Raw genomic sequence first — 14,088 nt, 5'->3', positions numbered from 1 at the left:
TTTTCGGGAAAATTGTGATTATATGGGGAGCTTGCATCAGAGAAATTGCATCTACTCTAGAGTAGATCGCTTTAAGGCTCCCTGTTTCCTCAATTAATGCTTCACCATCATCACTCCTCGCATTGCGACCACTCCCTCCCCACTGCCTCTCTAGACCCAGGCAGCACCCCGATTCAGAAGCTGCGCTTACTGTGGATAGCGCTCATCCTGACGGGTTGTTTTTCGCTAGCGGAGTTAGTCGTGAGTCATCGCAGCCATAGTTTGGCATTGCTGGCTGATTCAGGGCATTTGTTCTCCGATACGCTATCACTCGCTTTAGCACTGTTAGCCACCTGGATTGCTCGTCTACCTGCTTCTGAACAAGCTCCTTTTGGCTACCGTCGGGTGGAGATTTTAGCGGCTTTAGCCAATGGGTTGAGTTTAGTCGCGATCGCCTGCTGGGTCGGATGGGAAGCGATCGCCCGTCTACAATCTCCCCCGACTGAAATCCTCAGCTTGCCCATGCTGATCACGGCTGTGGTGGGTTTAGGCGTGAATAGCTTAAATGCCTGGTTCTTGCATCACGACAGTCACCACGACTTGAACCTGCGGGGAGCCTTTTTGCACATGGTGGCCGATGCCATTAGTTCTGTGGGCGTCATCTTGGCAGCGATCGCAGTCGGCAAGCTGCACTGGCTCTGGGCCGATGGTGCGATTAGCTTACTTGTGGCTGGATTTATTGCCACTGGAGCCATTCCGCTGATTCAGCAAAGTTTGAATATTCTGCTAGAACGCACCCCTCAGCAGATTGATCTCCCAACCCTCGCAGCAACTTTCATGCAGCACGAAGCGGTGGTTAGCATTGACGCTCTGAAGCTTTGGACGGTCGCTCTGGGACAAGAAGTGCTGTGTGTGCAATTACAAGTGAACTTGAGAGATGGGCTAGCCCGCGATCGCTTGTTGCAGCAAATTCAAACGCAAATGCAGCAAGAATTCGGTATTCAGGAGGTCATAGTGCAAATGATCCTCGCTCCTTCGCAGCCCGCGATCGCGACGCAACTGTCACCGACGCTGAGCAACCAAATTGTACTTCCCAGTCAGTAAACCCGCCCCTTGGACCGTGGCAATTCCTTTCAGTGTGTTGCCCTCTACCCGCCCTGTAAACTGAATCGTTGCCGCTTGACCTTGCACTTTTTTGTTAGTGGTGAAGCTAATTTGATTGCCTGTCAATTTGGCATTGCTAATGGCCAACGTGGCATTTCCGGCTGTCGCTACACCAGTTACTTGCTGAAATTGCTGGCGCAATAGCAGATTGACTGGCTGTCTTCCCAACGGGGTAGCTAGCGTTCCTTGCCAATTGCCTGCTACCTGCGCTGGCACCACCCAATAGTAAACCGCGTGAATGCGGCCGGTTTTAGGCACTTTCACCGTTAAGGTTTTATCGGGTTTCCAGTCGCCCAGATCAAAGGCATGAGAAACCACTCGCGACCCCGGTTTAAGTTCATTCAAGAGCTTAGGCTGCAATTTAAGGTTAACGGCAGGCAACAAGTAGAGAGTTACTACGGTGGCATCGCGGAGGTTGGTTTGAAACAAATCCTGCTGCAAAAACTTGACGCGATCGCCCAAACCCGCCTTTTGAGCGCTGGCATTACTCTCTTGAATCAGCTTCGGGTCGAGTTCTACTCCAACCCCACGAGTGCCGTACTTCTGAGCTGCGGTCAAGACAATCCGCCCGTCACCGGAGCCTAAGTCATAGAGCTGATCACGATCTGTAACTCTCGCCACTTTGAGCATCTCAGCCACGACTTCATTCGGCGTCACCACATAAGGCACCTCCTTCTCCACGGCTGGGGCACCAGGAGATACGCTAGAAGCTGGGGTAACGGCAGGAGCCTCAGCCACTGGAACAGACGCAGACAAAACCGCCGGACTAGAAGCTGAGACGGGGGAGTTTGAGACGAAAGACTGAGTAGAACTGGCCAAGAGCGCGATCGCGATACCTAAAACGATGCCCTTAGCTGCCACAGCCATCCGGCGCTGAATTTCCATTTACTCGCCTCCTAACTCACAAGGGTCACAGCCATTATTAACGCGCCATACCACCCTACTCTGCATTCTCCATAACGAGAGGGAATCAAAGTTTAAGGTTCTCCCCTATTATCTCTGCTCAAACTGATCTCGCATTTCACCAAGCTGAACTAGTCAAGGCATCTAGCCCGTGGCATACTCCCCAAGGGAGACTGAAACACCCTAAAATTAAAGACCCGATCGCTGAGCCTGCATGAAGATTGCCACCTGGAACGTCAACTCCATTCGCACCCGTCTAGAGCATGTCCTCAACTGGTTGCAAGCCAATCCGGTTGATGTGTTGTGTGTGCAAGAAACCAAAGTTATAGATGCTGACTTTCCGCGATCGCCCTTCACCGATTTAGGCTACCACCTCTACATTTCTGGGCAAAAGTCTTACAACGGCGTTGCCCTAATCAGCCGCACTCCCTTAGAAGATATCACCGCTGGATTCACCCCAATTTTAGGCGAAAGCTTAGTAGGTGAACTTGATGCCCAAAAACGAGTGATTACAGGGGTTTTAGATGGCATTCGCATCGTCAATTTATACGTCCCCAACGGCTCCGAAGTGGGCAGCGAAAAGTATGTCTATAAACTGCGTTGGCTCCAGGTTCTCCGCGAGTATCTTGCAGCTTTATGCCTTAAAGACAGCAGCCAACCCAAAATTTTAGTTTGTGGCGACTTCAACATTGCTCTAGAAGACCGAGACATCCATAACCCCAAGGGCCGTGAAAAACACATTATGGCCTCGGATCACGAGCGCGCCGCTTTGCAAACAGTTCTAGAGCTGGGCTTTGCTGATGTGTTTCGCAAATTTACTGAGGATGGGGGGCACTTTAGTTGGTGGGACTACCGCTCTGGCTCGTTTCAACGCAATAGTGGTTGGCGGATCGACCATCACTACTTAACTCCCGCCTTGTACGAACGCGCGATCGCTTGCACCATCGACGTTGCCCCCCGCCAATTAGAGAAACCTAGCGACCATGCACCTGTAACTGTCGAACTGGAGGTCGCACTTTAGATAGTTGCAAACTCTTCAACTGAACTTGCTACACTGCATCAGATAGTTCACCTTCCAGTTGAGTACCCCTATGTTTTTAGTCACTGGAGCCACCGGAGGGCTAGGTCGCAAAATTGTCCACACGCTGTGTGAGCAAGAAAAAACGGTACGAGCGTTTGTGCGGCTAACCTCCCGCTATGCCGAACTAGAACATCGTGGCGCAGAGATCTTTATTGGCGATTTGCGACAAGAACGCGATATCCAAAAGGCTTGCCAGGGTGTGCAATACGTCATTAGCGCTCACGGCGCTACTGGCTCTAGTGATGGTGATGCCCAAACGCTGGACTACCGCGCCAATATTGACTTAATTGATGCCGCCAAAGCGAATGGGGTGCAGCACTTCGTCTTTATTTCGGTGCTAGGAGGCGATCGCGGTTATGAAGACTCTCCCACCTTCAAAGCCAAGTTTGCGGTGGAGCGCTATCTACAAAACAGCGGCCTCAGCTACACCATCCTGCGGCCCTCTGGGTTTTCGTCTAACTTGCTGCCTCTCGCCGAGCAGTTTAGCAACACCGGAATCTATCTCTTGATTGGCGATCCTCACAATCGTTCCTCCATCGTCAGCACCGACGACCTCGCCAGAATTAGCGTTGATGCTGTTTTTAACGAAGCTGCTCACAATCAAATCTTTGCGGTGGGTGGACCCGAAATATTAAAGCGATCAGATATCCCTGCCATCTTTGGCCGCATCTTTGATCGCGATCCCATTGTGGTGAACCCTCCCTTATTCCTATTCGACAGTGTGAGAACCGCAGTTGGTATAGTTAACTCCAGAACCCAAAAGGCTTTGGGCACTCTCCGAACTCTCCTTGCTAATGAGTTTTTCTGCACTTCCAAGGAGATAGAGCGATTGGAATCTACCTTCCACATCAAAATGGAATCCCTCGAAACCTTCCTGCGGCGATATTTGAGTGTTTAGGCGATCGCGAACCTAATCCCTATCCAGCTACCACACTGGGCTCGATCATCCAGAGCTCAGCTCCATGTACGCCATCATTGGCTGTAAAATACAGTGTTCCATTAATGTTAGTTAGATAAGTTGGGTACGAGCTCCCAGAACCAACCGAGATGTCTGCAACCATTGATGTTCCTTCTGGAGTACCATCTGTTTGCCATAATTCAATACCATTAGAACCACCATCACCTGTGAAATATAGGGTGTCATCAATATTCACCAGATTGGCCTCACTACCAAACGGGCCCTGAAACCAAAGGTCAATATCCTTGATGAGAGTTGTGCCTGCTAAAGTACCATCTGTTTTCCAAAGCCCAAGCTCATTGCTACCATCCCTGGCTGCAAAGTAAAGCGTGTCGTTAATGACATAGCCAGGTAAAGGAGAGGAACTACTAGCACCAGGACTAATATCTTTCACTAAGACAGTGCCTTCAGCTGTGCCATCACTCTTCCACAGTTCTAAGCCGTGAGTAATATCGTTAGCAGAAAAGTATAGAGTGTTGTTAATGACATAGCCTGAGAAATTGGGCGAAGAACCAAAGAAAGAATTAGGATTAATATCTTTCACTAAGACAGTGCCTTCAGCTGTGCCATCGCTCTTCCACAGTTCTTTCCCACGAATACCGTCAGTACCATAAAACAAAAGAGTGCCATCAACATTTATGAGAAATATAGGATCAGAGGATGATGACCCTGGATTAATATCTTTCACTAAGACAGTGCCTTCAACCGTGCCATCGCTTTTCCACAACTCTCTCCCACGAATGCCATCGTCTGCCATAAAGTAGATCGTGCCATTAACGTTGGTCAAACCATAAGGACGAGAGCCTCCACTTCCTGTAGCAATATCTTTGACTAAGACGGTCCCCTCAGCCGTACCATCACTTCTCCACAACTCATGACCTGTAACTTCATCATAAACACTGAAGTAGAGAATACCATTGACGTTTAGCAAACTCTCAGGTGGAGAATCCATGTGATTGACAATGAATAGTTCTTTGACAAGTGTTGTACCCTCTGCTGTACCATCGCTGCTCCAAAGACCAGATCTGAAACTTGTGCCATTGTTGATGGCAGCAGCAAAGTAAAGCTTGTCATTGAAACTAGTGAGGAAAATAGGGCTAGAGGATGATGCCCCTGGATTAAGATCTGTGACTAAAACTGTGCCTTCAGGCGTGCCATTGCTCTTCCACAACTCGCTGCCATGAACACCATCATTTGCCCGAAAATAAAGCGTGCCATTAACATTAGTGAGATCATAGATCTCAGAACTACCTGCTCCGGGATTGATATCCTTTAACAGGCTGGGCAGGTTACGACCTAGAGAAAAGTTAAAGTTGCTATCGAGGGTAGTTGTCCCATCAGTTACCGTAAAGCCAAAATAGTCGCTGGTTATAGTTCCTCCATTGTTCTGATAACTGACTCGACCTTGATTAATGTCATCTTGGGTAAAGGTTTGATTCACGCTTATGGCTAAACCATTTAACTGCAAACTGCCATTAAGAGGCACATCTTTGAGCGTGTAAATCAACTGAGTTGCATTCGTATCAGCATCTACTACTCGTAATTGATTACTATCAATCACTCTCATCGAGCCTGTTTTGAGAGTGAGTCCAGTATTATTGGCCAACAGAGGCGAAGGATTAACTGCAAGACTCAAGGAATAATTTGTGTTTGTTTCAGAATTAGCAGGCGCAATTTGCACATAGTAGTTGCCTGATTCCAGGATGCCGCCAGTGTCTGCAAGAGTTGTAGCCGAGGTAGCAGTTAAAGTTTGAAGAATTTCGCCTTGTTCGATCGCGCCATTGTTGTTGCTATCTTGGGCAAGTTGTAACGTCACTTTACCATTCTGCACATTGAGCGATCGCCGCCATTCCCCTGCTCTATCAAGCGTGAACTGATACCAATCTGCCGTGTCTGAAGCACCTACAAAATCCGTGATGCTATTTGGAGTAGCACTCAATCCGACTAACCGAGCACTAGCTAGAGAGTCACCTACATAGTCACTGCCTGGACGACCTTCTCCTTGACCAAACGTTAGGTAGTGCTCGTAGGCTTGCTGGTTATTGAAACCTTCTGCAATTAAATCTGAATTATTAGCCAGATAAACTTGAACATTAAAGTTAGGAGAAGCCAGTCGGCCCTCTGCTAAACCATGTCGCTGGAAGTGCTCATATATGCCTCGTTCATTAAGCCCAGCCGCCACTAAATCTGGATTGAGGGAGCGATAGTAGTTCAAGTCAAAGGCTGGCGCAAAAACTCGGTTCTCCCGCAATCCGTACATCTGAAAGTGCTGTAGCAACTGAGTATTGTTCAGTCCAGCATCAATCAAGTCTGGGTTGTTCGCCTTATAGTAGTTGAGGTCAAAGAAGGGAGTGAACTTTCGGCTTTCATTCAAGCCATAAGTTTGCAAGTGCTGTAAAGCCAAGTGGCGATCGCCTGCAAAGGCTTGATTCACATCTGGGTTATTCGCTAAGTAAAAGTTGAGATCTACAAACGGAGAAAACGCTCGGCCTTCATTCAACCCATACATCTGTAAGTGCTGCAATACTCCAAATCGGTTATTGCCATAGAAGGCAGCTACATCTGGATTATTGGCGAGATAAAAGTTGAGGTCTACAAAGGGAGAGAAAATGCGGGCTTCGCTCAAGCCATAGGTCTGTAGATGCTGGAATGCTTGTTCGCGACTTCCTGCAAAAGCTTGGTTGACATCGGGGTTATTGGCGAGATAAAAGTCAAGATCTAAGAAGGGAGAAAACGCTCGACCTTCTGCAACACCAAAATCTTGCAGGTGCTGGAAGAGCTGCTGATTGCTAGTTAGACCTGCTGCTGCCAAATCAGGATTACGAGCTTGATAGAATTGGAGGTTGACAAAGGGAGAGAAGATGCGACCTTCACTCAAGCCATAGGTAAGGAAGTGAGAAGATGCCTGCTCATCTGTAAGTCCAGCCAAATCAGAATTAAAGGCACGATAAAAACTAGCATCGAACAGCTGGGCAGGCATAAATTATCTTCCTTGCAAATAACGACAATCTGCAACACTAGCAGTAAGCTCTAGGTCCCTCACTCAGGTAGAATAGAGCGCAACTAGGCTTTATGAGCAAAAAATTGAGGGCTGATATGGCTCAGTTTAGGTATAGCTTTCGCTTTCAACTGAGACTAGTGAAACTACAAAGATTCACAGAGATTTTACGGAAGCCTCAAAGATTTTAATGCCTTTTAGGTATTACTCGTTCTCAGATATAAATCTTGTTTTTTTGGTCAGCACTAATGATATCGCTTCAGGAATGCGATCGCCTCAGTCTCTATTTCTGCAAGGATCTAAGGAGAAATTAACCAAGCTAGTGAAATTGCTGCAACTGCCCCAATCAAGGTATTCAAGATATTCACCACTTCGTTGGTGAGCCAATCATATTTAGATTGCAGTGTAGCCCCGATCACACTTTCTAGATTAGTGGCAATGAAGGCTGCAATAATGCACAAAGCAACACCTAACAAACTAATTAAACCCACGCCCCATCCGACAAGGGCGATCGCGGCAGAAGCTAAGATGCCCGCTAAAGTACCTTCTAAACTGACAGCGCCTTCAGTTCCACGCGGTACGGCTTGCAGAGTTGTAATCAGGAAAGTGCGCTTACCGTAGGCTTTTCCTACTTCGCTGGCAGAGGTATCCGAGAGTTTGGTGCTAAAGCTAGCTACATAACCGAGGATTAAGAGAGGGATAAAGAGACGAGCGCTGTTATCAGGGTTTAGCAGAGGAATGACAAACGCTCCTAGCGCACATAAAGCACCTACTAATGCAGAACCCCAAACATTCTCTGGACCTCTTGCTCCAGAACGCTTTTCAGCAATTCCTTCTGCTTCCTTTTGAGCCATGCCAATCCGAGTTACAGCAGAGCCAACTAGGAAATAGAACATCACGACTACATATCCCTGCCAACCCAATGTTCCCCAAATTAGAACACCCAAGAACCAAGCATGGAGTAGACCTGCTGGGGTGAGAAGTTTCTTGGGGGAGAACCAGGCGATCGCTGCTAGAACAGAGTTAAGAGCTAGAGCAATTAGCCAGGGATTGAAGGACGCGAGTTCAGCAGGCATATCTCAGGTTGCATTAATGGGGATGTAGTCATTCAAGCAAAAATTATTGAGCTTGCACCTCTGCTTTGAATTTTTTGAAGATTGCTCCTGGGGTTATTTACCAATACAAAAGCGGCTAAAGATGCGATCGAGTACAGATTCGGTGACTTCTTCGCCTGTGATTTCTCCCAAGGCTTGAATGGCTCCGCGCAGATCAATTGTCCAGAAATCGAGGGGGAGGCGATCGCTCATCGTCCCATGAACTTGCTGGAGGGCAGCTTTGGCACGAGTGAGGGCGGCGGCTTGGCGTTGGTTAATGGCTAGATCCAAATTGGCAGCTTGCAGATTTTCGGTTTGGACGGTGGCGAGGATGGCTTGCTCCAGATCAGAGATTCCTTGATTCTGGGCGGCGGCTGTGGTAACGACTCGCCGGATGTTTTCAGGATAAGTAATGGATTCTAGCGGTTGAGTGGTGACTAAGTCGATTTTGTTGATGACTAAAATCAACGGTCGGTGTTGCACTTGGTCATAGATGGTTTGGTCAGCCTCGGTCCAGCCCACTTGAGCATCAAATGTGAACAGCACCAAATCAGCGGCTTGAGCTGCCGATCGCGATCGCTCTACACCAATTTTTTCTACTTGATCCTCGGTATCGCGGATTCCTGCGGTATCCAACACTTGCACGGGGATACCACCGACTACTAGCTGAGATTCGACCACATCACGAGTGGTGCCAGGAAGATCGGTGACGATGGCGCGATCGCTACGGCTCCAAGCATTGAGCAAGCTGGATTTGCCGACATTGGGACGACCGACGATCGCCACTTTGAGGCCAGACCGCAGCAGTTCTCCTTGTTCGGCAGTGGCCAGAATCTGAGTCACTTCAGCCACCACTTGATGCAGTTGGGCTTGAATTTCGGGCTCATTCAAGGGTGGGAGGTCTTCTTCAAAGTCAATCCGGGCTTCAATTTCGGCCAAGATGTCTAAACAAGTGGTTCGGAGTTGGCGAATGGGATAGGCGAGTTTGCCTTGCAATCCTGCGAGAGCGGTTTGGGCGGCTTGAGGCGATCGCGCTCCCACTAAATCGGCAATGCTTTCGGCTTGGGTAAGGTCGAGTCGGCCATTCAGGAAAGCTCGGAGGGTAAATTCTCCTGGTTGGGCCAGTTGTGCTCCCTGTTCTAGGCAAAGCTGCAAAACCTGCTGCACCGCCATGATGCCACCGTGACAGTGAAATTCGACCACGTCTTCACGGGTGTAGGAACGGGGAGTCAGCATTAGTAGTAGTAAGGCTTCGTCTACTACTTGCTGGGTTGCGGGATGGCGCACATAGCCATAGAGAATTTGGTGGCTCTGCCAAGTCTGCTGCCCAGGAGCATGAAATAGGGTTTTGGCGATCGCGACTGCTTCAGCTCCAGACATACGCACAATGCCAACGCTTCCTTGTTGTGGCACAATGGCGGTGGCGATCGCCGCGATCGTTTTTCCCTGTGTGACTCCCCTAGACATAACTGCTCCGTAACTGAAGGCTCTATTTCTGGCTGAGACGACTAGCTAGCCTATTCATCATAGAAGTTATTTAACAATGGCAATCCAGCGCGATCGCTAAGTAATTGGGATATTGCTGAAGCAGCCTCTCAACTTCCAAGTCCCATGCTGTTTCGTCTTGACTCGGTATTATCTCTCCGCGTAGCTGTCTAGCAAATGCTTTTATTCCTGCATCCATGCCAATTTCATGCCACTGACCATCAGGAGTTACAAGAGCATAGGGAACTACTGGCGGTAAAGTACTTACCAGGCAAGGATAAGGCAGAGGTGCCCCTGACTCTCTAGATTCTTCCTGAATAAACCGATACGAATCCCACTTTCCTAAAGGATTAATGGTTGTGAGTCTGTAAGAGCCTTTTTCATCCACACCTGCTATTTCATCTTCAAACCAGTCCAACTCATACTTAGCCATCGCCTCTAAATCATCCTGAGCGACTTCCCAATCTTCTGCTAACTTTGCAATCGCTTGCTTTGGAAGTTGTTGCAATCGCTCCACCTCACGTGCGACGGCGACCTGATTCAAATACTCTTTGTAGGGTGCAACAGTCAGCTCACTGTAATAAGGCTTGAGGAGTTTTGCTACTTCAGTTTCAATGGCAGTGGCATCAGGTGGTATTAAAACAAGAGCAAGGAAGTGAGACATTGTCTGATCGCAGCTAGAAGTTCAGGGTTCTTCTAAGATAAGAACACCAAGAGGATGGATTCAATGTTGGATGCTTTGGGCACTGGCACCGGAATTGAGTTAAGTTTGCTCGCATTGGTGGGGCTGCTACTAGTGTTTGGCAGTCGTCGGATTCCTGCCTGGGTTAACTGGATGCTCGATCGCTTTGCTTCGCCGCCTGTGAAAGAGTTTTACCAAAAAGTTGTGGGGCCACACCAGGAACTCGGATGGGTAGTGGCGATTTTGGGGTTGGTAGAACTTCTGGCCCTGCTGATTCCGGAGAAACGAGGGCAAGCGTTTGTTGAAGTGCCCGTCAGCCTCGGTTTAACCATTACTGCAAGTTGGTTTGTCTCTCGTTTATTCAAGCAATTCTTTGAGTTTTATATTTTAGAAGCAGTTATTAAAAGCGGGCGGAAGTCAAATAGTGAATTCCTAATTTTGATGCAATTGCTGGCGAACGTTGGCATTGTCATCATCGCGATCGTACTCTTTGCCCAAACGCACCGCATCAACATCGTTGGCTTAATTGCTAGCTTGGGCATTGGCGGTTTATCGGTGGCTTTTGCCGCCCAGAAAACACTAGAACAACTCTTAGGAGGAATTGTTTTATATCTCGATCGCCCCTTTGTCGTAGATGACTATATTGGCTTACCAGATGGCGTATTTGGACGGGTAGAATCAATTGGTTTACGCTCAACTAAAATTCGCACATCTGGCAAAGGAACGCTGGTGATTGTACCTAATAGCTCTCTAACACAGTTAACGATTGAGAATTACACAGGTGGCAAGAAAGTGATGGCTTTGGTTTACTTGAATTTCTATCAAGTCATTGCGATCGCTGACCGAGCTTTAGTTCAGCAAATCATTATTGATAGTACAGATGATATTTTTGGCATTGATACCCAAAACACGATTGTCACATTTAAGGATTTCACCGATGCTTTAGGACAAGCGCGATCGCAAGCTCAAGTTACCTTCTTTATTTTGGGCTCAGAAGAAGTTTCGATGACGCTGCGGCGGCAACTTCTTGACATTGCCAATCAAACCATTACAGAAAAACTAAAATCCTACGGCATTACATTTGATATTGAAGAGCCAACCATTTATGTGGATGCTCCCATCACCATCTAAATCTAGATGAACATTGCTAATTCAGTTTCTAGCTTCCTGCAAGTTGATGTTGCCAGAGCAATATTGCAAAGAGCAACCGTTTTCTTATTATTTTTGCTGCTCTCTTTACTAGTTGGCCGCTACACTCCTGAAATTGTCAAGTTAGTAATTCGACGGTTTTCGCCAGAGCAAGTTGCGGAAATTTACGATCATTTAATTGAACCAATCAAACCAATTTTCAAGGTTGCTGGCACATTCGTTTTAATTTCCTGGTCTCTAGCTTGGATTCGAGTCTATCCTGCGTTTTATGGCTTTATTAAGCCGTTTATTGATCTAGCAGTCGTTATAAGTTTAGCTTGGCTTGCTTCTAGGTTATTTCGGCAATTTGTTCGCACCTATGGCATTGATTTAGTGCGGAAAGTGGGGCGAGAAGTCGATGAGCTGTTGCTGGTGGTAGAAACGTTAGCCAATGTCTTAATTGGATTTATTGCTGTCTTTGCTTTTGCTCAGAGTCAGCAGTTTAACTTAATTGGCTTAATGGCAAGCTTAGGTTTAGGGGGGTTGGCGATCGCTTTTGCTGCCCAAAAAACCCTGGAGCAATTGCTAAGTACTGTGGTGTTGTATCTCGATCGCCCCTTTGAACCCGGTGACTACATTCGTTTACCTAGCGGCTTATTTGGTCGAGTCGAATCCATTGGTTTGCGCTCAACCAAAATTCGTACTGCGGCTAAAAGTACGCTGTTTATTGTGCCAAATTCAACACTGGCTAACCTAGAGATTGAAAATATTACCAGGGGCAAGAAAATCATGGTCTTGCTCTATCTAGACTTCCTAAATAATCTGCAAGATCGAGAGCAAGCTTTAGTACAACAAGTAATTATCGAAAGTACAGATTCAGTGTTTGGGATTGACCCAGGCAGTACCAATATTACTTTTACTCAACAAGCTCCACCTCAAGCGACGCAAGCCAGAGTCACATTTTTTATCTTGGGTTCTAGTGAAAACTCCCTGCAACTCAGGAAGCGATTGCTAGAGGTTGCCAATACTAAGATTTCTCAACAACTGAGAAACTTCGGTATTGAGTTTGTACTACAAGAACCCACAATTTATATTGAATCTCCCATCACCATATAGCGTTGATTGAAGCGCGATCGCCCTTAATTTCCACTACGAATCTTTGCTAGCAAATCATAGAATGGTTGCCAGTTGTCTTCCTCGGTGATTGGTGCCCAAATCGCTTCAATTTCGGGGCGGATCAACGGTGTGGTGGGGTTATGTCGGTTGAGCCTTTGGGCGATGTGCTCCATTTCCTCAATAGGCTGGCTGATTAGCAGGGTGTGATAATGTTGCCGCCAACGGTCTAAACAGGTTTTTTGCTCATCTGTGGTGGCGAAGTCAGCGTTGTTGAGAATGCCGCCATCTTCTCGCCAACTGGCGTTGAACTGTTGTTTTAGCTCACGGAAGAAAGCGTGGTATCCCACTTCACACACTTCCAGCAATTGCAGCGTCCGTTTAATCAGTTCATCGGTCTCGGCTTCTGGTAGCTCAGCGAAGCCGAGTTTATTGAGCATGCGTTGGCGATAGACAGCATAGTAATAGTCACCAAACTTCGCTAAGCCCGCTTCCATATCCGCGATCGCCATCACCGCAGATAAAGGTGTTTGTAGCATCTCTAGATTGAGCTGACAGATTCCCGGTTGGTTGCCGTAGCAATAGCGCCCAGAATAGTCGAAATATGCTGCCGTAAACCGCAGATCGTAGCGATCCATAAAGGCATAAGGACCGTAATCGAAGCTCTCTCCGGTGATTGACATATTGTCTGTGTTTAGCACCGCATGACAGAATCCCACCGACATCCACTGGGCTGCTAGTTCCGCCACTCTTTGCACTAGCTCGGCATAGAACAAGGCATAGCGATCGCTCTTTCCTTGCAAGTGAGGATAGTAGTATTCGATCACATGGTCTAGCAGCTTTTGAATCAGATCTTTGCGTTTCAAGTAATGCAATCGCTCAAAGGTGCCAAAGCGGATATGCGATCGGTTAAAGCGCACCATTACCGAGGAGCGAGTCGGAGAGGGTTCGTCGCCGCGCCACAAGTTTTCTCCAGTTTCAATCATGCTTAAGCAACGAGAAGTCCGTACGCCTAAATAGTTGAGTGCTTCTGCTGCTAGGACTTCCCGCACGCCACCTTTTAGCGTCAATCTGCCGTCGCCACCGCGAGAGTAGGGAGTAGTGCCAGAGCCTTTGGTGCCAAAGTCGTAGAGTTCACCATCAGTACCGCGCACTTGACCGTAAAGGAAACCGCGACCATCCCCCAAAAAGGCATTATATTCGCCAAACTGATAGCCGTGGTAACGCATTGCCAGCAGCGGTTGGCGGCCCTCAAATCTCCCAAACGCCTCAATGAAGTCTTCGTCTGTCACCGCTTGCGGGTCGAGGCCGATTTTGGGCAGGAGGTCATCGTTGCGCCACCGCAAAGTTTGGGCAGGAAACGCAGCGGCAGCAACCACATCAGAGTAGTCTTCCCCCAGCGATTCAAACGCAGGTTCGTAGTTGAGAGCCAGGAAGGGATTGGTACGAGCAGCGGGGGTCATGCAAGATCACAGGTAGTCGTCCGGACTCCTTCATCCTGCC

General features: G+C 47.9%; 11 protein-coding genes. 5 read left to right on the top strand and 6 right to left on the bottom strand.

The genetic code is table 11. The features are described from left to right. Nucleotides 1-96: 96 nt before the first annotated feature. Nucleotides 97-1,083 carry a cation diffusion facilitator family transporter gene (locus H6F72_RS00550; protein ID WP_190431087.1) on the top strand — a complete coding sequence of 329 codons (987 nt, stop codon included), beginning with the start codon at nt 97-99 and terminating at the stop codon, nt 1,081-1,083. On the opposite strand, the gene H6F72_RS00545 is transcribed toward H6F72_RS00550, so the two are convergent. Next, nucleotides 1,042-2,028 (bottom strand): cyclopropane-fatty-acyl-phospholipid synthase family protein, encoded by a 987-nt coding sequence (locus tag H6F72_RS00545; RefSeq protein WP_190431086.1) that lies wholly within the window; start codon nt 2,026-2,028, stop codon nt 1,042-1,044. The genes H6F72_RS00550 and H6F72_RS00545 overlap by 42 nt on opposite strands. 232 nt (nt 2,029-2,260) lie before the next feature. Between H6F72_RS00545 and xth the strand changes: the two genes are divergently transcribed. Together xth and H6F72_RS00535 are read left to right on the top strand one after the other, a co-directional pair. After that, complete coding sequence (gene xth, locus H6F72_RS00540; RefSeq protein WP_190431085.1) at nt 2,261-3,067, top strand: exodeoxyribonuclease III; 807 nt, start codon at nt 2,261-2,263, stop codon at nt 3,065-3,067. Nucleotides 3,068-3,137: 70 nt separating this feature from the next. After that, complete coding sequence (locus H6F72_RS00535) at nt 3,138-4,025, top strand: SDR family oxidoreductase (protein WP_190431084.1); 888 nt, start codon at nt 3,138-3,140, stop codon at nt 4,023-4,025. 19 nt (nt 4,026-4,044) lie between these two features. Here the strand turns inward: H6F72_RS00535 and H6F72_RS00530 are convergent, their stop codons facing one another. From H6F72_RS00530 to H6F72_RS00515, 4 genes are all read right to left on the bottom strand, one after another. Further along, nucleotides 4,045-7,065 (bottom strand): ELWxxDGT repeat protein, encoded by a 3,021-nt coding sequence (locus tag H6F72_RS00530; RefSeq protein ID WP_190431083.1) that lies wholly within the window; start codon nt 7,063-7,065, stop codon nt 4,045-4,047. A 317-nt stretch (nt 7,066-7,382) separates the two neighbouring features. Continuing rightward, entirely contained in the window at nt 7,383-8,159 is a 777-nt protein-coding gene (locus H6F72_RS00525) for a TIGR00297 family protein (protein ID WP_190431082.1), read from the bottom strand. 93 nt (nt 8,160-8,252) lie between these two features. Then, the gene (gene mnmE, locus H6F72_RS00520) at nt 8,253-9,644 is read right to left on the bottom strand and encodes a tRNA uridine-5-carboxymethylaminomethyl(34) synthesis GTPase MnmE (protein WP_190431081.1); all 1,392 of its coding nucleotides are present in this window, start codon (nt 9,642-9,644) and stop codon (nt 8,253-8,255) included. A 70-nt stretch (nt 9,645-9,714) separates the two neighbouring features. Continuing rightward, nucleotides 9,715-10,326, bottom strand: coding sequence for a hypothetical protein (locus H6F72_RS00515; protein WP_190431080.1), 612 nt, complete (start codon nt 10,324-10,326; stop codon nt 9,715-9,717). 54 nt (nt 10,327-10,380) lie between these two features. Between H6F72_RS00515 and H6F72_RS00510 the strand changes: the two genes are divergently transcribed. Next, complete coding sequence (locus H6F72_RS00510) at nt 10,381-11,475, top strand: mechanosensitive ion channel family protein (protein ID WP_190431079.1); 1,095 nt, start codon at nt 10,381-10,383, stop codon at nt 11,473-11,475. 6 nt (nt 11,476-11,481) lie between these two features. Then, nucleotides 11,482-12,588 carry a mechanosensitive ion channel family protein gene (locus tag H6F72_RS00505; protein ID WP_190431078.1) on the top strand — a complete coding sequence of 369 codons (1,107 nt, stop codon included), beginning with the start codon at nt 11,482-11,484 and terminating at the stop codon, nt 12,586-12,588. A 23-nt stretch (nt 12,589-12,611) separates the two neighbouring features. Here H6F72_RS00505 and H6F72_RS00500 read toward each other — a convergent pair whose 3' ends face one another. Then, nucleotides 12,612-14,048, bottom strand: coding sequence for a YdiU family protein (locus H6F72_RS00500; RefSeq protein WP_190431077.1), 1,437 nt, complete (start codon nt 14,046-14,048; stop codon nt 12,612-12,614). Nucleotides 14,049-14,088: the final 40 nt, after the last annotated feature.

Source organism: Trichocoleus sp. FACHB-46, assembly GCF_014695385.1.
Taxonomy (GTDB): Bacteria; Cyanobacteriota; Cyanobacteriia; order FACHB-46; family FACHB-46; genus Trichocoleus.
This window is presented reverse-complemented; position numbering and strand designations above follow the sequence as displayed.

What these genes read in the sequence shown, in the direction of transcription:
- H6F72_RS00550 (WP_190431087.1), top strand. Translation starts at nt 97, where the DNA reads ATGCTTCACCATCATCACTCCTCGCATTGCGACCACTCCCTCCCCACT.
- H6F72_RS00545 (WP_190431086.1), bottom strand. Translation starts at nt 2,028, where the DNA reads ATGGAAATTCAGCGCCGGATGGCTGTGGCAGCTAAGGGCATCGTTTTA.
- xth (WP_190431085.1), top strand. Translation starts at nt 2,261, where the DNA reads ATGAAGATTGCCACCTGGAACGTCAACTCCATTCGCACCCGTCTAGAG.
- H6F72_RS00535 (WP_190431084.1), top strand. Translation starts at nt 3,138, where the DNA reads ATGTTTTTAGTCACTGGAGCCACCGGAGGGCTAGGTCGCAAAATTGTC.
- H6F72_RS00530 (WP_190431083.1), bottom strand. Translation starts at nt 7,065, where the DNA reads ATGCCTGCCCAGCTGTTCGATGCTAGTTTTTATCGTGCCTTTAATTCT.
- H6F72_RS00525 (WP_190431082.1), bottom strand. Translation starts at nt 8,159, where the DNA reads ATGCCTGCTGAACTCGCGTCCTTCAATCCCTGGCTAATTGCTCTAGCT.
- mnmE (WP_190431081.1), bottom strand. Translation starts at nt 9,644, where the DNA reads ATGTCTAGGGGAGTCACACAGGGAAAAACGATCGCGGCGATCGCCACC.
- H6F72_RS00515 (WP_190431080.1), bottom strand. Translation starts at nt 10,326, where the DNA reads ATGTCTCACTTCCTTGCTCTTGTTTTAATACCACCTGATGCCACTGCC.
- H6F72_RS00510 (WP_190431079.1), top strand. Translation starts at nt 10,381, where the DNA reads ATGGATTCAATGTTGGATGCTTTGGGCACTGGCACCGGAATTGAGTTA.
- H6F72_RS00505 (WP_190431078.1), top strand. Translation starts at nt 11,482, where the DNA reads ATGAACATTGCTAATTCAGTTTCTAGCTTCCTGCAAGTTGATGTTGCC.
- H6F72_RS00500 (WP_190431077.1), bottom strand. Translation starts at nt 14,048, where the DNA reads ATGACCCCCGCTGCTCGTACCAATCCCTTCCTGGCTCTCAACTACGAA.